Source organism: Streptomyces sp. NBC_00377, assembly GCF_036075115.1.
GTDB lineage: Bacteria > Actinomycetota > Actinomycetes > Streptomycetales > Streptomycetaceae > Streptomyces.
In genome coordinates this window covers 8,354,780-8,380,579 of the sequence record NZ_CP107958.1, presented here as the reverse complement: position 1 = coordinate 8,380,579, position 25,800 = coordinate 8,354,780, and the positions used below count along the sequence as shown (strand labels likewise).

Genomic DNA, 25,800 nt, shown 5'->3' with positions numbered 1-25,800 from the left:
ATCATGACCACGATCGCAGTTCTCGGAAACGGCCGCGTCGGAGGCAACCTCGCCACCGCCCTCACCAAGGCAGGACACGAGGTGACCGCGGTGGACCGGGAGCCGGGCGCCGCCGCCGACGCCGCCCGGAGAGCCCAGGTCGTCATCAACGCCACCCCGGGAGCCGGCTCGCTGGAGCGGCTCACCGCGCTGCGCGACGAACTGCGGGGCAAGATCCTCATCGACGTCTCCAACGCCACCACCGACGGACCCGACGGACTGCCCGCCGACCTGATCTACCCCGGCTCGAGCCTCGCCGAGCAACTCCAGGAAGCACTCCCCGAAACACGCGTCGTCAAGACACTCAACACGATGCTCTTCCCGGTGATGACCGCGCCCGCCGCGCTCACTCAGGCCCCGACCGTCTTCCTCTCCGCCGCGGACCAGGAGGCCAAGCAGGTCGTACGGGGGCTTCTCTCCGACCTCGGCTGGCAGCAGGACTGGATCACCGACCTCGGCGGCATCGAAACCGCCCGTGCAACCGAGGCCGCCATACTCTTCGTCCCCCACGTGATCCGGTCCAGCGGATTCACACCGTTTGCCGTCTCGCTCGCCCGCTGAAAGCCCCGGGACACTGCTGGATCGCCGACGTGGCCACCGACAGCGGCGGGTTGACGCCTGCACAGCACGGCCACAACAGCCGTCAGGCTCCGATTGGTTTGCACCGATTTTGATCTCTATGGCTTAGCGTCGATCCTTCACGACGAGCCGCCGACCGAGTCGGCGGCTCGTCGTCGTGCCCTGAACCGAGGCGAGGCACGTCGGAAGTCCGAGCGTCGCTTCGCCGGGTGCAAGGGTCGCACTGCTGCGGCTGGCGCACCCCGCTCATCCGTTCTTCCGAGCGGCACTGGAGGTGATCGCCCATCGGCTGGCCAACGACGGCGCGCTCTGCCGCCACCTCGCCTATGAGCGAGCACTCCAAACAACATCAACTACGCCGGCCGAAGCCACAAGGCCCTGTTCAGGATCAGGGAGCAAGACCCCCACCCCCGCGGTGCGCCGCATGGGCCGCGAAGTCGGCACCTGGTTCTACGATGCCGCCGGGCACCCGGTCCGTGCCGCCGAATTCGGGGCGCGCGAGCATCGCTTCCTGCTCGTGCGGCGACCCGCGCTGAGCGATCTACTCGCCGACGCCGTCGGCCGGGACCGGATCCTCCTCGGCACGCGCATGGCCGCGTACACCGAGAACGAGACGGAGATCGTCGTCCATCTGGCCGACGGTGAAGAGCTCCGGGCAGATCTGCTGATCGGCGCGGACGGGGTGTACTCCCGCGTGCGCGCCCGACTCGTACCCGGCAGCGACGCCGCGGTGCACGCCGGGCACTACGCCTGGCGTGCGATGGTGCCCGCCGGGAACGAACGGCCCGAGGGCACCGTGCTCACGGTGGGACGGGACGGTACCCGCGGCGGGTACGCGCGCGTCGCGGAAGGCACGACCATGTGGATGATCAATCAGTTCGAGGCCGGCCCGCTCACCGGCGGCAAACGCCGGGCGGCACACGACTGGTTCACCCGCGAACTCGACGCCCGCGGCGGCTTCCTCCTGGTGACCACACGGTTCATCCCGGTGGGCCGATACCTGGCCACCCTGTCCACCGGGCTCGTCCGCTACCCGTTGGGCAAGTACCTACTGTTCATCGCGTTCGCCACCGCCACCTGGAGCGCGTACACCGCACTCACCGGCTACTTCGGCGGTGTCGGGTTCCAGGAGAACACGCCGCTGGCCATCGCCGTCGGTGTCGGGCTCGCGTTCGTGGTGACCGGCGTCATCGAAGGCGTACGCCGCATCCGCCGAGGGAAGGCCGACGTACCGAAAGCAGCCGACGATCTCCAACCGGAAGACCGGTCGGGAGTATGAATGCATCGACACACCCCGCCGCCCTTGAAGCTCATCGAGAATGCCCTGACGAAACGCTACTGGTCAGAGGTATGCGGGGTGGTGAACAGGTCCTGGAGGGTCTGGGTCGCCACGTTGAGCAGCCAGGTGTGGGCGGGGTCGTTGTCGTAACGCTTGTGCCAGAGCAGATAGAGAGGCACGGGCGGCAGGTCGAACGGCAGCGGCAGCGTGGTCAGGCCGAGCTGCTCGCGGGCGGAGCGGGTGACCGCGTCGGGGAGGGTGACCACGACATCGGCGTCACGGGCGAGTTGCAGCGCGGTGTCCGTCGCGGGGGCGGAGACGATGACACGGCGCTCGTGGCCGAGGGCGGCGACGACCTCGTCGACCCGGTCGCGCAGGCTTCCACGCCGGGAGACGGTCACGTGATCGGCCGCCGCGTACCTCTCGACGGTCACCGGCCCTGCGGCGAGCGGATGATCCGCCCGAACAGCAAGGATGATCCTGTCCTGGCCGATGAGGCGCTGACGGATGTCGGGCTGGGACGGCGGTCCGTCACTGGAGGCCACATCGACCTCACCGCGACGCAGCTCAGGGGTGTCGTGGCCGGGCTCGACCGTGAGACGCATCTTCACCCCCGGGGCCTGGCGGTGCACCGCGGCGACGAGGGCGCTCCCGCAGGCGGTGGTGAGAGCGTCGTGCAAACGGACGGTGAACACCCGCTCCAGGCCAGCCAGGTCGAGGTCCGTACGGGCGGACAGCAACTGGTGAGCTTGCTGTACCAGAGCATGGACCTCGGTGCGCATGGTCAACGCACGGGGGGTGGGCGTCATGTGGTGTCCGGTACGGACCAGGATCTGATCGCCGGTGGCTTTGCGGATACGGCCCAGCGAGCGGCTCATCGCCGGCGCGGTGACGTGCAACCGGTCCGCGGCCCCAGTCACGCTGCCCTCCTCCAGCAACGCGTCCAGGGCAGTAAGCAGATTCAAATCCAGTTGCATGGCAGTAACTATACAAATGAATATCATTCAACTGTCGTGAACAGTGATGGCTTCCACCTTCGAGACGCGGGGCCGAGAGGAACACCCAACACCGCCCCGCTAACTACCGAATCCAGGGAGCACCCCATGGCCGCAGCCATGCCTGGCCTCGGCGCCACGCTTCTGCCCGCGGTGACCGCCGTGGTGGAGGACGCCGGAGCCACCCTGCGGCAGCGCTACACACCCCACGCCCGGGGCGTGAGCCTGAAGGATGTCGTCGAGGAGACCCGCGCGAACGACGACGCGGTCCTGGCCGTCCTGCGCCGGCCGTTGCTGGAGCTGCGTCCGGTGGCGCGGTGGGTGGAGTACGAACTGGCGGGCGGGGCGCTCCCACCGGGCGATTGGTGGGTCTGCGACCCGGCCGAGGGCAACATCAACCACGTCCACGGCATGGGCGACTGGGCCGTCACCGCCACCCTCGTACGTGACAACCAGCCGGTCCTCACGCTCGGGCACCTCCCGCTGACCGGCGACACCTAGATGTATTGCCCTGAGAGGTTGGGGACGCGGCTGGCGGGTGGTTGGCCCTTCAGTGCGGTGTGTCCGCGGTGGTGATTGTAGGTGTGCAGCCAGCCGGGGAACGCTTCGCGTCGTTCGGTCTCTGAGGGGTAGGGGCGGGCGTAAGCCCATTCGTCGAGCAGGGTGCGGTTGAAGCGTTCGACTTTGCCGTTGGTCTGCGGCCGGTAGGGCCGGGTTCGCTTGTGGGCGATCCCGGCTGCTGCCAGCAGATCGCGCCAGTCGCGTGAGCGATAGCAGGATCCGTTGTCGGTCAGCACCCGCTCGACAGTCATCCCGTAGTTGGTGAAGAAGGCGTGGGCCCGTGTCCAGAAGGCGGTGGCGGTCTCCTTCTTTCGTCGGGGACTGTCAAACGACTGGTGTAACTGCGGTAGTTGAGGTTACTGACGGGCCGCCGACAGGCGGCCGTCGAAGGTGATATCGAAGGCGTTCAGGGCGGTCTTCCAGCGCATGGTCCAGCGGGCCTGCCCCTTGCCTGTGGGATCGAGAGACATGATTGCCATGTAGACGCACTTCAGTGCGGCCTGCTCGTTGGGGAAGTGTCCGCGGGCCTTGACCGCCCGGCGGATGCGGGCGTTGACGGACTCGATCGCGTTCGTCGTGCAGACGATGCGGCGGATTTCGGTGTCGAAGCGGAGGAACGGAGTGAACTCCTCCCAGGCGTTTTCCCACAGTTTCACTATCGCCGGATACTTCCGGCCCCAGGCGTCGGCGAACTCGGCGAACCGATCCAGCGCGGCCTCTTCGGTGGGGGCGGTGTAGACGGGCTTGAGAAGCTTGGCGATCTTGTCCCAGTCCTGGCGGGCGGCATAGCGGAAGGAGTTCCGCAGCAGATGCACCACGCAGGTCTGCACGATCGTCCTGGGCCAGACGGTCTCCAATTCCCGCACCGGCAAACGCTCCAAGACCGTCCTGACCGAGGTCGGCTTCAGTTGCAGGCCCCCGGCTTGGGCGCGGCCCACCAGCTCGTCGATCAGCTGGTCGTCTACGGCCTTCGCCGACACAGCCTTCGTGGGCTCGACAGCCTCGGACTCGGACACGTTCTCACTGGTCATCGATGCATCTTCCATGATCGGGAGTTACACCGAACGTCTTACAGTCCCGATCGCGAAGGACGTCGAGCTGGCGCATGTCGTCCGCGTCGTCGACCGGGCCGGTACACAGCCGCGCCTTCAGCTGGTCTTCCGCGCCCGGCGGTGGCAGGGCGAACCACGGCTGCTGGAGCCGGACAAGTGTCTCGGCCGGGACTGGTGGCCCCCGGACGCCCTGCCGGAGCCGATGGTGCCGTACGCGAGGGCGGCGATCGCCGGGATCGGCGCCGGGCGGCTGTACACGGAGCTGGGCTGGAGCTGAGGGACCCCCGCGCTCCCCCGCCGCCCCCGCCGCCCCCGCCGCCCGCGTCTACGCTCCCCCGGCCGCCCGCTGCTGCCGCAGCACCGCCACCCTGCGGTACAGCGCGACCGCCTCCTGGCCCCGGCCGAGCTGCTCCAGGCAGTGCGCCTCGTCGTTGCGGCCGGCGAGGGTGTCGGGGTGGTCGGCGCCCAGCACCTGCTCACGGGCCGTCGACACCCGCCGGTACTCGGCCAGGGCATCGGCCCAGCGGCCCAGCCAGCCCAGGCCGACGGCGACCTCACGGCGGCTGACGAGCGTGTCGGGGTGGTCGGCCCCGAGGACGCGTTCGCGGATCGCGCACACGTCCCGCGACTCGGCGAGCGCCTCCTCCCACCGGCCCAGTCGGCCGAGATTGACGCCCAGACCGTGGCGGGCCCGCAGGGTCTCGGGATGCGCCGGGCCGTGGACGCGGGTGCGATCGTCCACGAGGTCGCGGTAGAGCCGGAGTGCCTCCGCGCTGCGGCCGAGGCGGCCGAGGCTGATGCCGCTCTCGTAGCGGGCGGCCAGGGTGTCGGGGTGGTCGGGGCCGAGCGCCTGCGCACGGGCCGCCGCGACCTCGCGGTAGGTCTGAAGAGCCTCCGCCCATCGACCCAACTGGCCCAGCGCGTAAGCGACTTCGTAGCGGGTGACCAGGGTGTCCGGGTGTGCGGGGCCCAGGACGCGGGCGCGGGCGGCGGCCACCTCGCTCGCCATCCGGTGGGACTCCTCCAGACGGCCGAGCCTGCTGAGGTTGAAGGCGAGGTTGTGCCGGCAGCGCAGGGTGTCGGGATGGTCGGGCCCCGCCGTGCGCATCCGGGCGGCGAGGACCGAGGAGTAGATCTGGTGGGCGTCGAAGTGGCGGCCCAGCCGGCCGAGCACGTAGGCCGTTTCCTGGCGCGTGGCGAGGGTGTCGGCGTGCTCGGCACCGAGCACCCGGGTACGGGCGGCGGCGACCTGCTGGTACTCGCGCAGCGCGTCGGCGGCGCGGCCGGTACGGCTGAGGGTGAAGGCGACCTCGTAGCGGCTGGCGAGGGTCTCGGGGTGGTCGGGGCCGAGGAGATGCGCGCGTTCGGCGGCGACGGCGCGGTGCACCTCCCCGGCCTCGCCCCAGCGGCCCAGCCGCCCCAGGCTGAGGCCGGCGCCGTGCCGGGCGTCGAGCGCGGTGAGCGCCTGCGGGGACGGGGTGTCCGGCGCCGGCGGGACGGGGACCGCGCCGAGCGCCGGCCGCGGGATCCACTCGCCGGTCAGGGCCGCCCCCGCGTCCGGGGGCGCGATCCGGATTCCGGCGCCGGTGGCCTTGTGGCCGGTGGTCATGCCCTGCGTCCAGGACGGCAGGTGAGGCTCGCGGCCGGCGGACCCGGACGGCAGCGGCTCGGGCCGGGGCGTCACCAGCGTCGGCACGTACCCGGGCGTGGCGCGGCCGGTGTCGAGGCGGCGGACGATGTCACCGGCGTCCTGGGGGCGCTCTCCGGGTGGTTTCGCCAGCAGGTCCAGGATGATCCGGTCGAGGTGCTCGGGCAGGTCGGGGCGGTGCTCGCGGGGTGGCACGGGCGGGGTGTCCCGGTGGCCGACGAGGATCGACCAGGGGTCCTCCAGGTCGAACGGCGGGGCGCCGGTGGCTATCTCGTAGAGCACGCAGCCCAGCGAGTACAGGTCGCTGCGCCGGTCCACCTCCTCACCGCCGATCTGCTCCGGCGACATGTAGTGCGGGGTGCCCATGGCGATGCCGGTGCCGGTGAGGCGCGAGGTGAAGCCGGCGTCGTGGCCGAGGCGGGCGATCCCGAAGTCGCAGATCTTCACCGTGCCGTCGGTGAGCCGCACGATGTTCGCGGGTTTCAGGTCGCGGTGCACGATGCCCTGGCGGTGGGTGTAGGCGAGGGCCGCGGCGACCTGTTCGGCGATCTCCACGACCTCGGGGACGGGCAGCGGCCGGCGGTCGTTGTCGTCCAGCAGCTGGCACAGGTTGCTGCCGTCGAGGAGTTCCATGACCAGGAAGAGGACGCCGTCGCTGTCCCCGAAGTCGTGGACGACCGTCACCCCGCGGTGCTGGAGCGAGGCGGCGACCCGGCCCTCACGCCGGAACCGCTCACGCCGGACCCGCCCGGCGGACGGGTCGTGGTGCGCGGCGATCGGTTTGAGACACTTCACGGCCACCTGCCGGTCGAGTGACTCGTCACGGGCCCGCCACACCTCGCCCATGCCACCGCGCCCGATCACATCCAGCAGCCGGTACCGGCCCTGGATCAGTCTGCTCTCCGCCATCGTGCGCCGCCCCCGTTGCTTTCCGGCCCTCCCCGGCCGGGTCCAGTATCGCTGTCTATCGCCCGACTTTGAACGGGGCGGGTCGGGCTTCGGGGCCGAGTCTGGCCATGGCCCGCAGTACATGCCTGGGCGGGAGCTGCCAGCGCACCCGTGCGGGAACGCAGCGCAGCACGGTGCCCAGGGCACGCAACTGCCGGGTGACGGTGGCGGGCGCCGGGGCCCGTCTGCCGTACAGCCGGTGGGCGTACGGCGGCAGAGAGGCGTAGGCCAGGTGCGCCACCCGCCGCCACAGCAGGGCGCGCGCCGGGACGAGCAGGGGGTGCACCGGGGGCCGGAGCAGGAAGTCGTCGACCTCGCGCGCCTCCGCCCCGGCGGCCAGTTCGGGACGCACGTTCTCGAAGTACGCGGCCATGGCGGTCCGGTCGGCGGGCACCGCGTCGGGGTCGAGCCCCACCAGGCGGGCGCCGACCCGGTGTTCGGCGAGGTAGCGGTCGGCTGCGGCGTCGGTGAGGGGATAGCCGGAGCGGCGCAGGACGTGCAGGTAGGAGTCGACCTCGGCGCAGTGCACCCACACCAGCAGTCCGGGTTCGTCGACGGCGTACCGCTCCCCCGTGTCCGGATCGGTCGCCGACAGCATGTGGTGGATCTTCCGGATGCGCGCCGCCGCCTTCTCGGCGGCCTCGGTGGTGCCGTACGTCGTGGTGCCGACGAAATCGGCGGTGCGCATCAGCCGGCCCCAGGCGTCGCGCCGGAAGTCGGAGTTCTGCATGACCGCGCGCACGGCACGCGGATGCAGCGCCTGGAGATAGAGAGCGCGCACACCGGCGACCCACATCATCGGGTCGCCGTGCATCTGCCAGGTCACACTGGCCGGACCGTACAGCCCTGGGTCGGCGTCCGTACCGGCAGGCGGGGCCACAGCCGCCGGGCGTCTTCGGGGCATCACGGCGACCTGTGCCTCTGCCGACCGGCCACAGCGGAGCGTAGGGCGGCCTGCCGATGCTTTCCGACACCTCGCTCCGAGCTCACGGATCCTGTGCGGTCGCGCAAGAAACGCCTCACTCTCCTCCGGCTCCTCCCCCAGGGCATCCCCGCCTCACGACGCCGTCCCCGCATCGTTCCCGGAACGCCGCCGGATCATTCCCCCGGACGGCTCCTGGCGGGACCGAGGGGCGGCCAAGCCGAGGTCACGGCGGCGCGGCCCCTCGGCAGCGGGTCCGGCCCTCGCGGCGCCCGGTGTGGGCGTACTCGCCGTCGGCGAACCGCACGGGGACAGGACTACCCGGTGACACCGGGCAGGTACACGACATCTTCGTGGCCGGCTGCCAGCGACTTCGGGATCTTCAGCGGGAGATCGAGGAGGGCCTGAACGTGATGGAGTCCTCCAACGGCGCGAACTCCGTGATCGTCTACGGCAAGGGCGGGGCGATCGCCGGTCAGGCCACACTGCCGCAGTACCGGATCTACTGCGGCGGAGCCCCGTGCACTCCCTGTGTCCCGACTGCCCCCCACGGACCGAGGGCCCTGCCTGCGGAGTCACACCCGACGGTCGGGCACCGGGAAGAGCATGCAGCTGCTGGTGGCGTGGGCGAGCAGTCGGTCCTTCTCGTCGAGCAACTGCGCCTGGGCAAGGGCCGTTTGGCGCCCCCTGTTGACGACCGTGCCGATGGCGCGCACCGGGCCCGTGTCCACGGTGATCGGTCGCAGGAACTTCACGGTCAGATCGAGCGAGGTGTACGCCGTCCCCTGCGGAAGGGTGGACTGGACGGCGCAGCCCGCCGCCGAGTCGAGCAGGGTGGCGAAGATGCCGCCGTGGACGCTGCCGATCGGGTTGTAGTGCTCCTCGCCCGGTGTCAGGGAGAAGACCGCCCTGCCAGGCTCCACCTCGTCCAGGGTGAAGTCGACGGTGTCGCCGATCGGCGCCCTCGGCAACCGCCCCGCCTGCATCTCGCGCAGGAAGTCGAGGCCGGCCATGCCCGCGGCGGCCTCCGCCGAGATCGCGGGATCACCCCATTGATACGTACGCGTTCGCCCCACCGTCCAGCGCCCTTCTCTCTGACTGCCAGCTGACTTTTTCAAATGAAGCTAGACTTTTGGTCACCTGACTGTCAATGGCGAAGGCAGGTCCCTTACGATGGCGGAATGGAGTGGCTTGAGGCGAGCACGGAGAACTGCCCCGTCAAGCGCACGCTCGACGTGATCGGGGAGAAATGGACACTGCTGATCCTGCGTGACGCCGTCAACGGAGTCCGCCGCTTCGACGACTTCCACCGCCACATCGGCCTGTCGGAGGCCGTCCTCAGCGACCGTCTCCGCAAGCTGACCTCGGCCGGCATCCTCAAGACCGTCCCCTACCGGGAGCCCGGCAGCCGCTCGCGCAACGAATACCGCCTGACCCGCAAGGGCTGGGACCTGTGGCCCGTGCTGATGGCGCTGAGCCAATGGGGCGAGGCATACACCCTCGGTTCCGAGGGTCCTGTACTGGACGTCCGCCACACCGAGTGCGACGCCGCGGTCCGCGTCGTCGTCGAATGCTCCGCCGAGCACTCCACCCTCACGCCGCGTGAAGTCACCGCCCGGCTGGGAACGGGCGCCCGCCTCAGGTCGTGAGCCATCGACCTCGCGGTCGCGGGCCGGACTGCGGTGAGACAGCAGCCGAGTGCCGTGGCTCAGCGCACGGTCGGCTTCGGCGCGCCGCCGACATCACCCGACGAGTGCTCCGGTCACAGTCTCGCGAGAGAAGCCCCACCGGCCTCGGCATCCCCGGCGAGGCCGTACCCGCGGATCGGACGGATGTCTCCCCCGGCCGAGTTCCTGACGTCGGCACGGTCCAAAACGCCGGCATTTGACGGTGAGCAGGATCGAGGACGGCAGCCTGCGACACGACGCGCCGCACATCTCCACGACGCCCCCGAGCCGTGGTCAAGCCCTCGCACCCGCAACGTGTCAGGAGTGTGATCACGCCGGACGGACCGCCACGCACGCGGGGGGAAGACATGTTCAGGCACGCAGGCGGGGGAAGACATGCTCAGGAGAGCAGCGTCCGTCCGCCGAGCGACGCACGTCGCCAGCGGGGAGTGCGGTCCTTGTCGACCAGGGCCGCACGGACACCCTCCAGGAAGTCCGGCGAGCGGACGGTCGTGCGCGTGAGGGCCAGTTCGTGGCCGAGGCACTCGCGCAACGTGTGCTGCCTGCCCCGGGCCAGCAAGGCGTGAGTGATCTCCAAGCTGTGCGGCGAAGCGGACTCCAAGGCGGCAAGCGCGGCTGCCGCCCAGGGGGTGTCGAGGTGGCGCAGGCGTTTGTCGATCTCACCGAGGGCCGGCGCGCCGAACGCCCAGTCCATGTCCCCGCGTACGTCCGCCAGCCCGCTGCCCGCCACCGGGGAACGGCCGGCAAGGCGGTTCAGCACCACGTCCACCGGGTCGCGGGGGCTGTCGGCCAGGGCCTCCCCGACCGCGTCGAGCCCGTCCGCGGGGACGAAGTGCGTGGCCAGTCCCGTGTACAGCGCGTCGGCCGCGTCGAGCCGGTGCCCGGTCAGTCCCAGGTACATGCCGATCGCGCCGGGCAGCCTCGGCAGGAAGTAGCTGGCCCCGACGTCCGGGAAGAACCCGATCCCGGTCTCGGGCATCGCCAGCACCGCGCGCTCCGTGACGACGCGGAAGCCGCCGTGCACGGACAGACCGAGACCGCCGCCCATGCACAGGCCGTCGATGAGCGACACGACCGGCACGGGGTACTCGGCGATCCGGGCGTTGAGCCGGTACTCGGAGGCGAAGAACCGCTCACTGGCCTCGGCGTCCCCGGCGAGGCTGTGCTCGCGGACCGTACGGATGTCTCCACCGGCACAGAACGCCTTCGCGCTGGTACTGGCGAGCACGACAGCGGACAGCGATGCGTGCTCCCACCCGGCGAGCACACGGTCGATGGCGACGACCATGTCCGTCGTCAGGGCGTTGAGCGCCTTGGGCCGGTTCAGCAGGATGCGGCCGACGCCCCGGTGGACGTCGGCGAGAATCTCGGCCGCCGCGGTGTCGGTCATCGGTCGTCACCTCGCCGTCCGTGCGGACCTGCTGTCGTGGCCATCACGTTCCTCACTCGCCGGTCAGGCGTAGCTCTGCGCGTAGAGATCGTGGATCTCGTCCACGGTCGGTACGACGGGGTTGTCGGCCGGGGATCCGGACGCGAGCGCCTGCCCGGCCGTGAGGGGCAACAGGCGGAACCACTCGTCCTTGTCGATCCCGTGGGCTCTTGGGGTGGGCACCACAAGATCCTGGCACAGGGCTCGGAGCGCCTCCACGAGCCTATCGGCGGCCAGGGCGGCACTGTCGCCGGCGGGGGCGGCTCCGGGGGCGCGGGCGCAGTCGGCGTACCGGCTCACGGCGGCGGGCACGGAGAACGCGGTCACCGCGGGGAAGAGCATCGCGTTCGACAGACCGTGCGCGGCGTGGAAGTGAGCACCGACCGGACGGCTCATACCGTGCACGAGCGGCGCCCAGGTCGCCGAATGGGCCGATGAACCGCTTCCGGAGTGAACGCCGACGAGATTCCGGTGCGGTGAACTCACCCGACCGAACCACAGGCCGCCGCGCCGTCGCCGCGGTCGGGGTCGGGGTCGGGGTCGGAGTCATGACGCCGCCGAAGACCGTCCTGACGATCGCCCGGCCCTGAGGCCGGGCGGGGCTTCAGCGAGGCAGCAGGACGTCGACCTGCCTGCGGATCTCCTGCACGATCTCCTCGACGCTCAGGGCGATGTTCACGCTCGCCGCCGTGCTGAGGAACATCACGGCGGACACGATGTGTGCCAGCGTCGCGGCGTCGCCCTCCGAGACGCGCTCATCTCGGCGCAGCACGGCGGCGATGGCCTCCTCGGTCTGCGCGACGATGGCGAGTGCCGCGCCGTGCCGGGGCTCCTCGGGGTCACCGAAGACCATCTCTCGCAGGTAGGTGCGGCCGTTGTCGATCTGGACGCGGTTGCACTCCACGATCGGCCGGACGATCGCGATCACCGCGTCCAGCACGTCCGGGACGGTCTCGGCGTCCGCCCGGCCCTGCTGGAGCGCTTCGGCGTACTTGGCGTTCTGCACGAGCAGGAGCAGTTCGCCCTTGGTCTTGGCATAGAGGAACAGCGTCCCGGTGCCGATGTCGGCCTTGTCGGCGATCTGCTGGGTCGTGACGTCATCGACGCCGTGTTCGGCGAACAGCTCACTGGCGGCAGCGACAATGCGGTCGAGTTTCTCCTGCTTGTTCCGCTCGCGCCGTCCGACCGACCGGGGGGCGACAGACATGGCGGTGTCCTCCAGGAGTAGATTCTGACTGCAATCAGTTACGATGACAGTCATTACCGCGTGGGCTCGAATATGGCTGGACTCATTCTCCCACGGCAGGGCGAGGAGCCGGCGCCCCATCCGTGCAACAGCCACACACTTCACCTCCCCTCGAACGAAGCGTGCTCATGGTGTTGCCCTTCGCTCCCTGGTCGGGCGATGGTCATCGGGCGAGGAACTCGACCGCCACGGGGGCGAACTCCTCGTGGTACTGGAAGATGCCGCCGTGCCCGGAGCCGGGGTAGATGATCACCTGACTGCCCTTGATGCGCCGGTGCAGGTCGCCCGACAGGACCGAGGGCACCATGCGGTCGTTGTCGCCGTTGGCGATCAGGGTGGGCTGCGTGATCGACGACAGGTCGTCGGGGGCGGAGCGCCCCCACTTCTTGATCGCCTTCAGCTGCGTCCGGAACGCCTTGGTCTTGATCTTCGCGTCGCGGTCGACGGTGCGCTCGCCCAGCCGGTCGACGAACGCGCGTCCGGCGGCCTTGCCGACGGAGTCGCGGTTGAAGAACAGGAACTCCTTGGGGTCCGACCGGGTCAGGGTGGCCCGCAGGATGTCCCGGTAGGTGGTTCCGGCGACCTTGTCGATGTCCTTGCCGCCCTTGGGCCCGGTGCCGGTGAGGACGAGCTTGCGGACGAGCTCGGGGTGCTTGACCACCAGGGCCTGGGCGACCATGCCGCCCAGGGAGAAGGAGAAGACGTCGATCTTGTCGTACCCGAGCGCCTTGATGAAGGTATAGGCGTCGTCGGCCATCGCCTCGACACTGTCCGGCACCTGGCCGGTGGACGCCCCGACACCGCGGTTGTCGAAGGCGATGACGTGACGGCCCTTCGCGACGGGGTCGATGATGCGGGGGTCCCAGTTGTCCAGGGTCGCGGCGAGGTGGACGAAGAAGACGACGGGGATGCCGCCCTTCGGTCCCAGCTCGCGGTAGGCGTAGGTGACGCCACCGGCGCTGACGGTGCGGGCCGGGGCCTTCGCGTAGGAGGTGATGACGGCTTCGTTCGGGATGTCGGCGCTGCTCATGTCGGAGTCTCCTCGTGTCTTCGTGTCGCCCGTCGCGGTTGCGGCGGGTCAGCTGTTGCCGATGACGGCCTTGCCGCGGATCCCGCCCCGGGACAGGGACTCCAGCGCCTGCGGGGTCTGGTCGAAGCCGACCACCTTCCCCACGACCGGGCGCACCACGCCCTGGTCGATGAGGGTGGCGATCTGGCGGAGCTGGTCGCCGCTGGCACGCATGAGCAGGAACTCGTACGTCACCCCGAGCTTCTTCGCCTGCCTGCGGATCTTGCCGCTCAGGCCTGCGACCGCCAGGCGCAGCAGCGGGTTCAGACCGGCCTCGCGGGCGAACGCGGGGTCCGGGGGACCGGCGATCCCGATGACCTTGCCGCCGGGCTTGAGCACCCGCAGGGACTTCTCGAGATTCTCACCACCGAGGCTGTCCAGCACGAGGTCGTAGCCGGTCAGGAGCTGCTCGAAGTCCTGGCTGCGGTAATCGATCACCGTGTCCGCACCGAGCGTGCGCACGAAGTGCGCGTTGGAACCGCCGGCGGTCGTGGCGACGCTCGCACCGAGGTGCCTGGCCAGCTGGATCGCGATCGAACCGACCCCGCCGGCGCCGGCGTGGATGAGAACCTTCTGCCCTGGCCGCACCCTCCCGCGCTCCACCAGCGCCTGCCACGCCGTGAGCGCCGCCAGCGGCAGCGAGCCCGCCTCATCCATGCTGATCGAGGCCGGCTTGAGCGCCAGGTCGCCCTCCGCGACGGCGATGCGCTCGGCGAAGGTGCCGATGCGCCCCTGGTCGGGTCGGGCGTAGACCTCGTCTCCGGGCTTGAAGCCGCGAACCGCCGTCCCGACGCCGATGACAGTGCCCGCGACGTCGTTGCCCAGGATCAGCGGCAGCTTGTAGGGCAGGATCTGCTTGAACTCACCGGCGCGGATCTTCTCATCCAGCGGGTTCAGCCCGGCGGCCTCCACCCGCACCAGCACGTCGCGCTCCCCCACGGTGGGCTCGGGGACGTCCGCCTCTTGCAGCGGCTCCTTGTACTTGGTGACGACGAACGCTCTCATGGGGCGTCGCTCCTTGCCTTCATCCTGTTTATCCACATCTGAGATCAGATCAGCCAATTCAGCGCGACGTCAGGGGCCTCGCCTCACTCCACTAATCCGAGTACGCTCAATCATGAGTCCACTCAGAATTATTGTCAAGGGAGGTCCCATGGAGCGCGGTCACGTGGTCGACGGGCGCCGTGAGCGGGCCAAAGCCGCCAAGCGCGAGCGCATCATGACCGCAGCCCGCGAACTGTTCGCCGAACACGGCGTCAGCGGGGTCACGACGCAGCAGATCGCCCGCCGGGCCGACGTCGCGATCGGCACCCTCTACCTGTACGCGTCCACCAAGGCCGAGTTGCTGATCATGGTGCAGAACGAGAAGTTCGCCGCCGCCATCGACGCCGGCCTCACCGCCGCGGACGCCGCCGTCGGACAGGGCGTGCCGGAGTCCGTCGTCGCCCTCGTCCGTCCCGTGGTGGAGTGCGTGAGGGAGCACATCGAGAACGGCCGCACATACCTGCACGAACTCGTCTTCGGTGACCCGTCCGAGCCTTACCGGCAAGCGGGCCTGGCCCTTGCCGGCCGCCTCGAGGACGGCATCACCGGCCTGCTCGCCCGCGACGAGCACATCGAAGCCGCCGACGCGGCGACGCTGGCGCGGGTGATCACCGCGGTCATCCACATCAGCACGACCGCCACCGTGCACCTGCACCGCAGCGACGAAGTCGTCCTCGCCGACATCGGCGCCCAGATCCACGCCTCCGTGGCGCCCCACCACCGCGCCGCATGACCGCTCGCTCCGCGAGCCGACCATCGAACACCCCGGAAAGGGCACACCCCATGAGCGCGCACCACGGCGTCGTCGCCCCCGATCCCGGCCCCGACCGCAGCCGCGACCGCGACCGCGACGGGCGCCTCGCCGCGATCCGCGCCGCTCAAGGTCACCTCCGAGGTCGATCCGCCGCCCGAGGGGCAGCACTCGTTCGTCCTGGGCGCCGGGCGCGTACCCGAGGTGGACCGCGCGATCCAGTGGATGGGTCAAGATGGGTCAGTGGCTGCGCAGGCACCTCGGCGCGTGAGCGGAAGCCGTACCGAGGGCGGGCCCGGCGACGGCCGGGCCGCCGCACCACCTCCATGCCGGTGACCTGTCCGCCGGTCGCCGGCATCTTGCTCGACCCTCCCCGCCGGCATGCGGTACTTGTGTCCGACACCGTTGTGCGAGCAGCCCCACCACCGTCCCTCGATGCCACAAAGGAGTGCGTGATGGGAACATACGAGAGTGTCTTCCGTGCGAGTACCGAGGACCCGGAGAGCTTCTGGCTGAAGGCGGCGGAGGGCATCGACTGGGATGTCGCTCCGCAACGCGCCCTGGACTCCTCGGGTGCCCCGTTCCACCGCTGGTTTCCCGACGGGCGGCTCAACGTCTGTTTCAACGCGCTCGACCGGCACGTCGCAGCCGGCCGCGGCGAACAACCCGCACTCGTCTACGACTCCCCCGTGACCGACACCCGCCGCATCTACACCTACGAACAGCTCAGGAACGAGGTGGCGGCCTTCGCCGGAGCGCTCGCGCAGCTCGGCGTGGGACACGGCGACCGCGTGGTCATCTACATGCCGATGGTTCCCGAGGCCGCCGTCGCGATGCTGGCCTGCGCACGGATCGGCGCGGTCCACTCGGTCGTCTTCGGTGGCTTCGCCCCACGCGAGCTGGCCCTCCGTATCGACGACGCCACGCCGAAGGTGGTCGTCTCCGCCTCCTGCGGCATCGAGGGCGAGCGGGTCATCCCGTACAAGCCCCTGCTCGACCGGGCGGTCGAACTCGCCGCCCACAAGCCGCAGAAGAGCGTGATCCTGCAACGCCCACAGGAGCGGGCCGAGTTGGGGCCCGACGATCTCGACTGGGCAGAGCTGGTCTCCGCCGCGCCGCCGGCCGACTGCGTTCCCGTCCCCGCCACCGATCCCCTCTACATCCTCTACACGTCCGGAACGACCGGAAAACCCAAGGGAGTCGTGCGTGACTGCGGCGGCTACGCGGTCGCCCTGCACTGGTCGATGGGCGCCGTGTACGACGTGGGCCCGGGCGAGACGATGTTCACCGGCTCCGACGTCGGATGGGTCGTCGGGCACTCGTACATCGTCTACGGGCCGCTGCTGGCCGGCGCCACCACCGTCCTGTACGAGGGCAAGCCGGTCGGCACCCCGGACGCGGGCCAGTTCTGGCGCGTCGCCGCCGAGTGCGGCGTCAAGACCATGTTCACCGCGCCCACCGCTTTCCGGGCCATTCGCAAGGAGGACCCGAAGGGAACGCTCACCGCGGACCACGACCTCTCCCGCCTGCGCTACCTCTTCCTCGCCGGCGAGCGCCTCGACCCCGAGACCTATCACTGGGCGAGCGCTCTCCTGGGCGTCCCGGTGATCGACCACTGGTGGCAGACCGAGACCGGCTGGCCCATCGTCGCCAACCCCGTGGGCATCGAAGCCGCTCCCCTCAAGCCCGGCTCCCCCACCCGGCCGCTGCCCGGATGGGACGTCCGCGTCCTCGACGCCTCGGGCAGGGCGGTGCCCGCAGGCGTCGACGGTGCGATCGTCGTGAAGCTCCCCCTGCCGCCCGGCGCGCTCCCCACCCTCTGGAACGACGACGACCGCTACGTCGCCTCCTACCTCTCCGCCTACGACGGCTACTACCTCACCGGCGACAGCGGCCACATCGACGACGACGGCTACGTCTTCGTCATGGGCCGCACCGACGACGTCATCAACGTCGCCGGACACCGGCTGTCCACCGGCACCATGGAAGAGGCCCTGGCCGCCCATCCCGACGTCGCAGAATGCGCCGTCATCGGCGTCGCCGACGAGCTCAAGGGCCAGATCCCGCGCGGCTTCGTCGTCCTGAAAGCCGGAACCGACCGCGAACCGAGCGAGGTCGAGGCCGAACTCGTCCAACTCGTCCGCGACCGGATCGGCGCCGTCGCCTCCCTCAAGGACGTCACGGTCGTGGCCGCCCTGCCCAAGACCCGCTCGGGCAAGATCCTGCGCAAGACGATGCGCGGCATCGCCGACGGACTCGACGAACCCATCCCCTCCACGGTGGACGACCCCGGCGTCATCGAGGCTTTGCGCCCGGTCCTCCGCCGTCCCGGTCACACCCGGTGAAGGGCACACCGTGTCCGTTTGCGGTGCCGGCGGACCCGCTGTCCCACGCCTGCCCGCGGACAAAGATCCGTACAGACGGCTGACATGCCTGAGGTGACTGAAGATCCCAGCCAGGCGTCGTCGGGTGAAGCGTAGCAACATGGGGATACGGGGTCGGCCTGCAAACTGGTGTCGGCAGGCCGAAGCCCCCAGGGCCCGTAGAAGCGAGACGGCGATGGAACATCGACGGATCCCGGTCGCTGCACGACTGGGCCAGCCTGGCGACGTGCTCGACGACGGTGGCGCGGCCTGGGCTGTCGTCGATCAGCAGGGCATCGTGACGAGGTGGAGCGAGGGCGCCCGCCAGTTGCTGGGCCATCCGCCGGACGAGGTCGTCGGGAAGCCCGCCGCACGCCTCCTCGATGAGGATCTTCCCTCCGAGATGCTGCGCGAGATCAAGGCGCTGCGGAGGTGGAGTGGCCGGGTGTGGCTGAGGCACCGGAATGGGTTCGTGCGCACCTCCTGCGCGGGGCCCGATCAGCAAATCCGGCGGACCAGGCCAGCATGATCCGAAAGACCGTCCAGGCGCTCTCACGGCACGCCCGCTTCACCGAAACGTGGGATACCCATGCGCGCCCGCCGAGGGCGACAGAAGGCCTGCGCGTAACCGCGTTGGGCGATGCCTTCCGCTCAATGCAGCAGAGCGGGGGCCGAGTTGCAGCACGGTCACCAGTGTGCCGGAGAGAACCCGGATTACCGCGTCGACGCCGCTATGCGCGAGCTGATCGGCAAACGGCCCTGGCTGACGGTCTTCCGCTTCCCGACCTACACCCCCGACCTCAGTCCGGCCGGGGGTGGTCTGGGCGCACCTGAAGAAGAGCCTGCGCCCAGACCACCGGACTGATTAGGCCGTAAGGCCGGCGCGCTTTCACATGCGCTGGCTTTCCGCTTTCGAGTGGTTCAGGGTCACAGCCATTCCTGGTTGGCCGGTCGAACTTTGTCCAGTGCCTCGCGGATCTTCTGGCCGATTGTGATGAGGCGTGATTCCGGGAGGCGGCTGGTGGGCCCGGCGACGGCGATCGCGGCGCGTGGGGTGACCGCGACGGCGACACACGAGATGCCTGCCTGCTGGCTGTCCAGGTCGAGGGCGAAGCCGTGGTGCTTGGCGTCGGCGATCTCCTGCGCGTGGCGTTCCCACCGGTCCGGGTCTTCGGCGCGGACCAGGTGGGCGAGGTCTGCGTCGGCTGCGAGCAGGGCGTGGCCGAGCGCCTCGCCGATCAGTGACTTTCGCTCGCCGGGTCTGACGGCGAGGTGCAGGGGCTGGTCCGATTGCACGGCGTCCACGCACAGGTAGTCGGTGCCGGTGGCGAACGCGAGGAAGGTGGACTCGCCCGATGCCTGGCTCACGTTCTTGAGCACGGGCCGGATGCGGGCGCGCAGGGCGTGTTCCGCCTCGGCGTCCAGGCGCAGCAGGCGGTTGAGCTTGCCGGTCAGCCGGTAGGCGGCGCCCTTCTTGTCCTGGGTGATGTAGCCGAGCCCTTCGAGGGAAGCGAGCAAGTTGTGGGCGGTGCTGCGGTTGAGTCCGGCGCCGTCGGCGAGCTCGCTCAACCGTGCGCCTTCGGGGTGCGTCGCGATGCGTTCCAGCAGGTCGAAAGCCCGCTGTACGGACTGGAGCACACGGCCGGATGACGTCTCGGATTCCATAATGTTGAACTCTATCAGATTTCTTGGCCTGATTGTTTGACATTGTGCTCTCACGGAACCAAGGTGGTGACCGAGGGCGCGTCCGTGGTGGACGCCGCATCAGCGGCCGTATCGGCCGGCCCCCACCCATCCCCCCGCAAGGAAGAGACACAGCTATGGCACGCGTCATCCTCATCACCGGTTCGAACCGCGGCATCGGCCGCGAGCTCGCCGCCCAGTTCGCCGCGGACGGCGACACCGTGCTGCTCAGCGCCCGCAACGGCGATGCCGCAGTTCAGGCAGCCGCAGAGATCGGCGGCGACACCCACCCGGTCCAGCTCGACGCCTCGGACCCGACGAGCATCAAGACCGCGGCGCAGAAGGTCGAGGCCGAGCACGGCCGTCTTGACGTGCTGGTCAACAACGTCGGTGGCATCTTCGACTACGCCCAGCAGGCATCCACCGCCGACCTCGGCGTGGTGCAGGACGCGCTGGAGATCAACCTCTTCAGCACGTGGCGTGTCACCCAGGCCATGCTGCCGCTGCTGCGCAAGGCGCAGGGTGCCCGCATCGTCAACGTGTCCAGCGAGGCGGCGTCGCTGGCGCGCATGGGGGCGGCCACTCCTGCCTACGGTGCGTCCAAGGCGGCTCTCAACGCGCTGACCCGTTCGCTGGCCGCAGAGCTCGCCGAGGACGGGATCACCGTTCACGCCGCGAGCCCGGGCTGGACGGCGAGCGATCTCGGTGGCGAGGGCGGCCGCCCCCTCGCGGACGGCGCGGCCAGCGTCAAGCACGTCGTCAACCTGCCCGCCGAGGCGGGCACCGGCGCCTTTTACCAGGACGAGCAGATCCTGCCCTGGTAACACCCGATGCGCAGGGTCAGCACCGAGAATGCGGTCCTGGCCCTGCCACCCTTTCAAGGGCGGGGCGCCGGCGGTAGGCGACCGGACAAGCCCCGCCCGCACCCCAAAGGCGCGGAGACCATGACGGACAGCTCACCCGCACATTCACACACGTCCAGCCAGAGCCCCGCGCGGGAGCTCTCCCGGCCACTGGTGCCGGTGTTGTGGCTCGTGCTCATGGCGTCGCCGGTGGCCGCCGCGAACAACGCGACGGTGCTCATCCTCGACGACATCGGCACCGCGCTGGACACGACCGCCGCGACCGCTTCCTGGCTCGCCACCGTGTTCGCGCTCGCCCTGGCGGTTGCGACACCCCTGCAAGCCGCGCTCATGAGGCATCGCGGCAGGCCCACGGTCCTCTTCACGAGCGCCGCGCTCGTCGCCGCCGGCACGCTCATCGTCCTGGTCTCGCCCTGGCTGCCCCTGGCCGTGGCCGGACGGGCCACCCAGGCCGCCGGCGGAGCCGGCCTGAACGTGCTCGCCATCGCCCTGGCCGGCAGCGCCCGCAGGATCGGCGCCATCAGCGCCGGGATGGGGCTGTTCGGTGCGGTCAGTCCGCTGATCGGCACCCAGCTCACCGACGTCCTGTCGTGGCGCGTCGCGCTCTCCATGCTGGCGATCACGCTGATCGCCGTACCCGTCGTCAGCCGCCGCCTGGCACCAGACACAGCCGGCACCGGCCGTTTCGACGCCGGGGGCGCGCTGCTGGTCGCGGTGCTCTCCGGAAGTATCGTGATGGTCGCCTCGAACCCACTGCCGGCCCTGGCAGCAACGGCGATCTCGATCACCCTGCTCATCATCCATACGCGCCGCCGCCCCGACGGTTATGTGCCGGTCGCCACGATCCGGTCGGCGAGGTTCCAGACCGCCACCTGCCTGACACTCGCTCTCTCCGCGGGGTACTTCACCCTGCTGTTCGTCATCCCGCAGCTGCTCATCACCCGCGCCCACTGGACCAAAGACGCCGCCGCCACCGGGCAGCTCATCGCGATGGTCCTGGCCTCGCTCACCACCCTCGGATTCACCTCCGTCGCCGCCCGGTTCTCCCGCACGAACGTACGGATGGTCCTCGTCGCAGCCGGGACCGCCGCCGTACTCGCCGCGGTCCTCGCGAGTGCGCCGGTTCTCCTGCTGGCCGGGATCTTCCTGGCGCTGTTCGCCGCGACCTCGGCCAACGCCACCCAGGTCATCGCGGCCACGGCCTCCGTGCCCGAACAGGACAAGCCGACAGCGATCGGGCTGTTCACCCTGCTCTACCTCCTCGGCGGCGCGATCGGCCCCGCGCTCGCCTCCGCACTGGTGCTCTGACACGAACCGCAGCCGACATTGCGCGTCACGGGCCCGTCCGCCACGGCGCCGGCACACACCCGATGCCACCCCGCAGGGGCGCATCCGCGCCCCACCTGACAGGTGGGGCCAGGACTCACCCGAACTCACACGACAGGAAGACTCCATGCGCACAATCCTCTGGAAGCGTTCGCCCGCCCGTGTCCTGAAGGGCGTACCCGTCACGTTTCTCGCGGCGGGACTGCTCGTCGCCGGTTCCCACACGGCGGCCACCGCTGTCGCCGCCACCCCCACCGCCCACCACTCGGCCGTACAGAACAAGGTCATCACGCTGCCCGGCGCCACATCCGCCGAGGGCATCGCGGCAGGCAAGGGGACGACCTTCTACGCCGGCGACCTCTACGCCGGAGACATCTACCGCGGCGACATCCGCACCGGCACCGCGGAACGCTTCATCGACGCCCCCGCCGGCCGGGCGGCAGTGGGGATGAAGGCCGACACGCGCCACGGTCTGCTCTTCGTCGCCGGTGACAAGAGCGGCCAGGCGTACGTGTACAGCACCTCCACCGGTGCGGAGGTCGCCACCCTCCAACTCGCCACCCCCGGCACCACCAGCCTCATCAACGACGTGGTCCTCACCGCGGGCGGCGCCTGGTTCACCGACTCCGCGCAGGCAAAACTCCACTTCGTGCCCGTCGGCAAGCAGGGCACCCTGGGACAGGTCCGCACCCTCGACGTCACCGGCCCGGCCGCCGAGCTGAGCGGCGAGTACAACCTCAACGGGATCGAGGCCACGCCCGATGGCAAGACGCTGATCGTCGGTCACTTCGCGAACCAGCGGATCTACACCATCAACCCGGACACCGGTGCCTCCACGGTGATCAAGGGCGTCAAGGCACCCAACGCCGACGGTCTCGTGCTCCACGGCCGAGATCTGTGGGTGGTGCAGGGCTTCGACAACAAGATCTCCCGCTTCAAGCTCAGTGGCGACCTGCGCAGCGGCACCCTCGGGAAGGAGATCACCAGCCCGGCCTACGGCGTCCCGGCGACGGCGGCGCGCTTCGGCCACCTGCTCGCCGCGGTGAACGCCCACTTCGACACCCGCCCCACGCCGCAGGACCCGCCCGCCTCACCCACCTACGAAGTGGTCGTCACCAAGTCCTGACCCGACCACTACACATGAGGCCGCCGCGCGCAGCAGAATGCCGCACGGCGGCGGCCGCCGCTGTCGGTCACCCGGTCGTTCCCGCGGCGCGGATGACGGTGGAGCGGTCGACGCCGACAGCAGACCGGGAACCGAGTGCGGGAGATCGCGCTGCAGATGGGCAAGCCCAGCATCGGCCGATGCGAGACGGCGTCCCTCGGCATCGCCCACCACGGCTCCGCCAACTCGGTATCAGTCCTGGCCTCGCTCGCGACCCTCGGATCTACCTCCATGACCGCCCGGATCTCCGGCGGATCGTCCTCGCAGCAGCCCGGACCCTTGAGGTACTCGCCGAGACCTCCTCCAGCGCCACCCAGGTCATCGGGGTCACAGCCTCTGTGCCCGAGCAGTGTTCACCCCCCTCTGCCCCCTCGGCGCAGCGATCGGCCCCGCGTCGGCCTCCGCACTGGTGTTCTGCTCGCTGCACAGCCCGAAATCAGCGCCCTGAACTCACGGTGATCCCCGAAAGGAACTCAGCATGAAAGCAGCAGTCATCGTCCGCACCGGACCGGCGGACGAACTCACCTACGCCGATGTGGAGCTCCCGCAGACCGGGCCGCACGACATCCGGGTGAAGACGGCCTTCGCTGCGGTCAACCCGGTCGACGTCTGGACCCGACGAGGCATCCCCGGACTCGATCTCACCTTCCCCGCCGTGCTCGGCTGGGATGTCGCGGGAACCGTCGACGCCGTCGGCTCAGAGGTTTCCCGGTTCCGGGTGGGCGACCGGGTGATGGGCATGGTCAAGCAGATGACCCGGCTCCACGGAACCTACGCGGAATTCGTCAGCGCACCGCAAGAGCTCTTCGCCCCGGTACCCGCCGGGCTCAGTCTGGAGACCGCGGCGGCGGCTCCCCTGACCGTGCTGACCTCGGCCAAGCTCATGAGCAACCTGCACCTGCCTGAGCGGGCGAAGGTGCTCGTCACGGGAGCCGCCGGCGCGGTGGGACGGGTCACCGTCCAGTGGCTCGTCCAGGCCGGGCACGAGGTCTCGGGCCTCGCCCGAGCCACGGACAAGGACGATCTCACCTCGCTCGGCGTTCGTACGGTGTATCCGCCCGGTGCAGACGTTCCTCAGCAGGCGTTCGACGCCGTCATCGACACCGCGGGGCTCCCGCAGACGATCTCGACCGTGCGCGACGGCGGCGAATTCCTCTCGATCACGGATAACGAACAGCCGGGTCCGCAGCGCGAGATCACGCCCCGCAAATGCTACGTCGAGGAGGGCGGAGACCAACTGGCCGTGATCGCCGAGCAACTGGCCGACGGCACGCTGTCAGTGCCGCTCTGCCGCACCTACCCGCTGTCGAACGCCGCAGCGGCGCACAAGGCGTTCGAGCAGGGAGGCTTGCGAGGAAAGCTTTTGCTGGCCCCGTAAGAACATGCGGGGCACTCCGACGACGTGTTGCGTCAGCACCACGTCCATGCCCAACGCTGCGGCGATGACGTTGGCTCCGTCGACGACCATCGACTGGAGAATGACGTCGCGCTGGTCTCCCTTGAACTACTCGGGTGTGCCGACCAGGATGCTGTGACGTTCACGGGCCGACACATCGATGCGCTGTGCTGGTCGACGAAGTTCTGTACCAGTTGCGTCCGGTCGCCGTGGCGCAGGGTGATCACGTGATACTACGGTCCGCGTAGGCGGAGTCCTGGGTGAGGCGGTGCAGTTCGTTGACGACGGCCTCTGCCTCCGGCCGGATCACTTCGATGAAGCGGGACTGCGCAGCAGTTCGTGCAGGTTGAGCTTGGGATCGAAGCCTTCGCGCTGCCAGGGTTCGAGGCCGGTCATGCGCTCGCCAAAAAATCTGAGTGGTCCGGTCATGCTTACTGTCGCTGTAGAACGGGGCGCACTGGCGGCCGTCCCCGACGACGATGATGGGACTCCTACGCACGCGGCACGGCGATGCCGCGCGGAGTGGCGCCTCGACGGGTTCCTGCCCACCACACGGGACCGTACTTCTACCCCGACTCGAACTCGAAAGGGCAGTACGCGACCTGGTAACCGCGGCCGCGTCCGACGGACTTCAGCAACGGCCAGAGTTCAGGCTCGTGCTCAATTCCCGTGAACCCAGTATTCCGAAGGACACGATCCGCACATGTTCCCGGCTCTGTGCCGTCAGCTGGTCATGCGGTTGAGTTTGCGGACGCTCTTGTCGAAGGCCCGGGCCGGGACGATGCGCCGCAGCACGCTCACGCGTGCGGCGATCGAGCCGGCGGGATAGCTCAGCTTCGGCTTCGGGTCGGTCGCTGCCGCGACGACCACCTTGGCGACGACGGCGGGATCGTCGCCACTTCTCATCTGCTCCTCCATCAACTCATCGAATACGGCCCGTTGCCGCGCGTATATCGGCAGGGGGGTGTCGGCCTGCATCATGTTGACGTCGAACGGGGTGTTGATGGGCCCCGGCTGGACGCGCAGGACTCGAATGCCCTGCTCACGGACCTCGTGGTCCACGGACTCGGAGTAGCCTTCCACCGCGTGCTTCGTCGCGACGTAGACGGCCATGAACGGGTTGGGCACGAATCCGATCACCGAGGAGATGTTGATGATGCGCCCCCTCCCCTGGCGGCGCATGTGCGGCAGGACGGCCTTGGTCATGCGCATCAGGCCGAAGACGTTCACCTCGAAGATGCGCTGTGCCTGGGCTGCGGAGATTTCCTCGGCGGCTCCGTTGGCACCGATCCCGGCGTTGTTGACCAGGACGTCGATACGCCCGAACTTCTCGATCACCTGCTGAACGACGCTCTCGACCGAGTCATCGCGGGTGACATCGAGACTCAGGAACGTCACGCCGCCGCGCGAATCTCCCGCGGTCACCTTGCGACTCGTCCCGACCACGTCGAACCCTGCCTCGGCGAGCGCGTGCGATGTCGCCTTGCCGATACCTGAGGACGCGCCGGTCACGAGCGCAAGCGGTCTGTCTGCTGTCATGGCCAGCTCCCTGAATGTTTTGAATTACGATGATAATACAATAGCAGGATGGTCGGCCCCGGACAATCTCCGATCGCGATCGCCGGCATCCCTGCATCCGGAGGTGGGCGTGGTCTTCGTGCAGCCTTGACCGATGGCGACTATGGAATCGGTCGACGTTGCGTGCCTTCTGCGAGCAGCCTCGCCGGCGACAAGCGCCCCTCTTCCAACCAGGG

General features: G+C 69.6%; 23 protein-coding genes and 4 pseudogenes. 13 read left to right on the top strand and 14 right to left on the bottom strand.

The features are described 5' to 3' along the window. The first annotated feature begins 3 nt into the window (after positions 1–3). Complete coding sequence (locus OHS71_RS37305) at positions 4–600, top strand: NADPH-dependent F420 reductase (RefSeq protein ID WP_328483740.1); 597 nt, start codon at positions 4–6, stop codon at positions 598–600. A gap of 442 nt (positions 601–1,042) precedes the next feature. Further along, positions 1,043–1,897 carry a hypothetical protein gene (locus OHS71_RS37300; RefSeq protein WP_328483739.1) on the top strand — a complete coding sequence of 285 codons (855 nt, stop codon included), beginning with the start codon at positions 1,043–1,045 and terminating at the stop codon, positions 1,895–1,897. A gap of 56 nt (positions 1,898–1,953) precedes the next feature. On the opposite strand, the gene OHS71_RS37295 is transcribed toward OHS71_RS37300, so the two are convergent. Continuing rightward, a complete protein-coding gene (locus OHS71_RS37295) occupies positions 1,954–2,874 on the bottom strand; it encodes a LysR family transcriptional regulator (RefSeq protein WP_328483738.1) in 921 nt (306 codons plus the stop codon). Between the two features lie 126 nt (positions 2,875–3,000). Between OHS71_RS37295 and OHS71_RS37290 the strand changes: the two are divergent. Then, a pseudogene (locus OHS71_RS37290) lies at positions 3,001–3,390 on the top strand (3'(2'),5'-bisphosphate nucleotidase CysQ); the annotation flags it as partial. Here OHS71_RS37290 and OHS71_RS37285 read toward each other — a convergent pair. Together OHS71_RS37285 and OHS71_RS37280 are read right to left on the bottom strand one after the other, a co-directional pair. Then, positions 3,390–3,764 (bottom strand): annotated as a pseudogene (locus OHS71_RS37285) (integrase core domain-containing protein); the annotation flags it as partial. The pseudogenes OHS71_RS37290 and OHS71_RS37285 overlap by 1 nt on opposite strands. 45 nt (positions 3,765–3,809) lie before the next feature. Next, a pseudogene (locus OHS71_RS37280) lies at positions 3,810–4,301 on the bottom strand (transposase); the annotation flags it as partial. Positions 4,302–4,497: 196 nt separating this feature from the next. Between OHS71_RS37280 and OHS71_RS37275 the strand changes: the two are divergent. Then, positions 4,498–4,782 (top strand): hypothetical protein, encoded by a 285-nt coding sequence (locus OHS71_RS37275; RefSeq protein WP_328483737.1) that lies wholly within the window; start codon positions 4,498–4,500, stop codon positions 4,780–4,782. A gap of 48 nt (positions 4,783–4,830) precedes the next feature. On the opposite strand, the gene OHS71_RS37270 is transcribed toward OHS71_RS37275, so the two are convergent. The 3 genes from OHS71_RS37270 to OHS71_RS37260 all read right to left on the bottom strand — a co-directional run bounded on the left by OHS71_RS37270 (position 4,831) and on the right by OHS71_RS37260 (position 9,099). Continuing rightward, positions 4,831–7,062 (bottom strand): serine/threonine-protein kinase, encoded by a 2,232-nt coding sequence (locus OHS71_RS37270; RefSeq protein WP_328483736.1) that lies wholly within the window; start codon positions 7,060–7,062, stop codon positions 4,831–4,833. A 55-nt stretch (positions 7,063–7,117) separates the two neighbouring features. Further along, complete coding sequence (locus OHS71_RS37265) at positions 7,118–8,005, bottom strand: oxygenase MpaB family protein (protein WP_328483735.1); 888 nt, start codon at positions 8,003–8,005, stop codon at positions 7,118–7,120. Between the two features lie 593 nt (positions 8,006–8,598). Further along, the gene (locus tag OHS71_RS37260) at positions 8,599–9,099 is read right to left on the bottom strand and encodes a PaaI family thioesterase (RefSeq protein ID WP_328483734.1); all 501 of its coding nucleotides are present in this window, start codon (positions 9,097–9,099) and stop codon (positions 8,599–8,601) included. Between the two features lie 105 nt (positions 9,100–9,204). On the opposite strand from OHS71_RS37260, the gene OHS71_RS37255 reads away from it, so the two are divergent. Then, entirely contained in the window at positions 9,205–9,672 is a 468-nt protein-coding gene (locus OHS71_RS37255) for a winged helix-turn-helix transcriptional regulator (protein ID WP_328483733.1), read from the top strand. Between the two features lie 418 nt (positions 9,673–10,090). On the opposite strand, the gene OHS71_RS37250 is transcribed toward OHS71_RS37255, so the two are convergent. From OHS71_RS37250 to OHS71_RS37230, 5 genes are all read right to left on the bottom strand, one after another. Beyond that, positions 10,091–11,101: an enoyl-CoA hydratase/isomerase family protein gene (locus OHS71_RS37250; RefSeq protein ID WP_328483732.1), complete on the bottom strand. Its 1,011-nt coding sequence runs from the start codon at positions 11,099–11,101 to the stop codon at positions 10,091–10,093. Positions 11,102–11,164: 63 nt separating this feature from the next. Then, complete coding sequence (locus tag OHS71_RS37245; RefSeq protein ID WP_443047128.1) at positions 11,165–11,626, bottom strand: hypothetical protein; 462 nt, start codon at positions 11,624–11,626, stop codon at positions 11,165–11,167. A 118-nt stretch (positions 11,627–11,744) separates the two neighbouring features. Further along, positions 11,745–12,347 (bottom strand): TetR/AcrR family transcriptional regulator, encoded by a 603-nt coding sequence (locus OHS71_RS37240; protein WP_328483730.1) that lies wholly within the window; start codon positions 12,345–12,347, stop codon positions 11,745–11,747. A gap of 202 nt (positions 12,348–12,549) precedes the next feature. Beyond that, positions 12,550–13,416: an alpha/beta fold hydrolase gene (locus tag OHS71_RS37235; RefSeq protein ID WP_328483729.1), complete on the bottom strand. Its 867-nt coding sequence runs from the start codon at positions 13,414–13,416 to the stop codon at positions 12,550–12,552. A 48-nt stretch (positions 13,417–13,464) separates the two neighbouring features. After that, positions 13,465–14,460 carry an NADP-dependent oxidoreductase gene (locus OHS71_RS37230; protein WP_328483728.1) on the bottom strand — a complete coding sequence of 332 codons (996 nt, stop codon included), beginning with the start codon at positions 14,458–14,460 and terminating at the stop codon, positions 13,465–13,467. A 148-nt stretch (positions 14,461–14,608) separates the two neighbouring features. Between OHS71_RS37230 and OHS71_RS37225 the strand changes: the two genes are divergently transcribed. The 4 genes and pseudogenes from OHS71_RS37225 to OHS71_RS41440 all read left to right on the top strand — a co-directional run. Next, complete coding sequence (locus OHS71_RS37225; protein WP_328483727.1) at positions 14,609–15,232, top strand: TetR/AcrR family transcriptional regulator; 624 nt, start codon at positions 14,609–14,611, stop codon at positions 15,230–15,232. A gap of 473 nt (positions 15,233–15,705) precedes the next feature. Next, the gene (locus tag OHS71_RS37220) at positions 15,706–17,595 is read left to right on the top strand and encodes a propionyl-CoA synthetase (RefSeq protein WP_328483726.1); all 1,890 of its coding nucleotides are present in this window, start codon (positions 15,706–15,708) and stop codon (positions 17,593–17,595) included. Between the two features lie 265 nt (positions 17,596–17,860). After that, complete coding sequence (locus OHS71_RS37215; protein WP_328483725.1) at positions 17,861–18,142, top strand: PAS domain-containing protein; 282 nt, start codon at positions 17,861–17,863, stop codon at positions 18,140–18,142. 186 nt (positions 18,143–18,328) lie between these two features. After that, a pseudogene (locus OHS71_RS41440) lies at positions 18,329–18,458 on the top strand (IS630 family transposase); the annotation flags it as partial. 82 nt (positions 18,459–18,540) lie between these two features. Here OHS71_RS41440 and OHS71_RS37210 read toward each other — a convergent pair. Further along, on the bottom strand, positions 18,541–19,278 hold the full coding sequence (locus OHS71_RS37210) for an IclR family transcriptional regulator (RefSeq protein ID WP_150484059.1): 738 nt from the start codon (positions 19,276–19,278) through the stop codon (positions 18,541–18,543). A gap of 155 nt (positions 19,279–19,433) precedes the next feature. Between OHS71_RS37210 and OHS71_RS37205 the strand changes: the two genes are divergently transcribed. The 4 genes from OHS71_RS37205 to OHS71_RS37190 all read left to right on the top strand — a co-directional run bounded on the left by OHS71_RS37205 (position 19,434) and on the right by OHS71_RS37190 (position 24,028). Then, a complete protein-coding gene (locus OHS71_RS37205; protein ID WP_328483724.1) occupies positions 19,434–20,120 on the top strand; it encodes an SDR family NAD(P)-dependent oxidoreductase in 687 nt (228 codons plus the stop codon). Positions 20,121–20,240: 120 nt separating this feature from the next. After that, positions 20,241–21,467, top strand: coding sequence for an MFS transporter (locus tag OHS71_RS37200; protein WP_328483723.1), 1,227 nt, complete (start codon positions 20,241–20,243; stop codon positions 21,465–21,467). Between the two features lie 145 nt (positions 21,468–21,612). Continuing rightward, positions 21,613–22,611, top strand: a complete 999-nt coding sequence (locus OHS71_RS37195; protein WP_328483722.1) for an SMP-30/gluconolactonase/LRE family protein — start codon at positions 21,613–21,615, stop codon at positions 22,609–22,611. A gap of 517 nt (positions 22,612–23,128) precedes the next feature. Then, positions 23,129–24,028 carry an NADP-dependent oxidoreductase gene (locus OHS71_RS37190; RefSeq protein WP_328483721.1) on the top strand — a complete coding sequence of 300 codons (900 nt, stop codon included), beginning with the start codon at positions 23,129–23,131 and terminating at the stop codon, positions 24,026–24,028. A gap of 324 nt (positions 24,029–24,352) precedes the next feature. On the opposite strand, the gene OHS71_RS37185 is transcribed toward OHS71_RS37190, so the two are convergent. Both OHS71_RS37185 and OHS71_RS37180 read right to left on the bottom strand, forming a co-directional pair. Then, on the bottom strand, positions 24,353–24,475 hold the full coding sequence (locus tag OHS71_RS37185; RefSeq protein ID WP_328483720.1) for a hypothetical protein: 123 nt from the start codon (positions 24,473–24,475) through the stop codon (positions 24,353–24,355). A gap of 294 nt (positions 24,476–24,769) precedes the next feature. Then, complete coding sequence (locus OHS71_RS37180) at positions 24,770–25,585, bottom strand: oxidoreductase (protein WP_328483719.1); 816 nt, start codon at positions 25,583–25,585, stop codon at positions 24,770–24,772. Between the last annotated feature and the right edge of the window lie 215 nt (positions 25,586–25,800).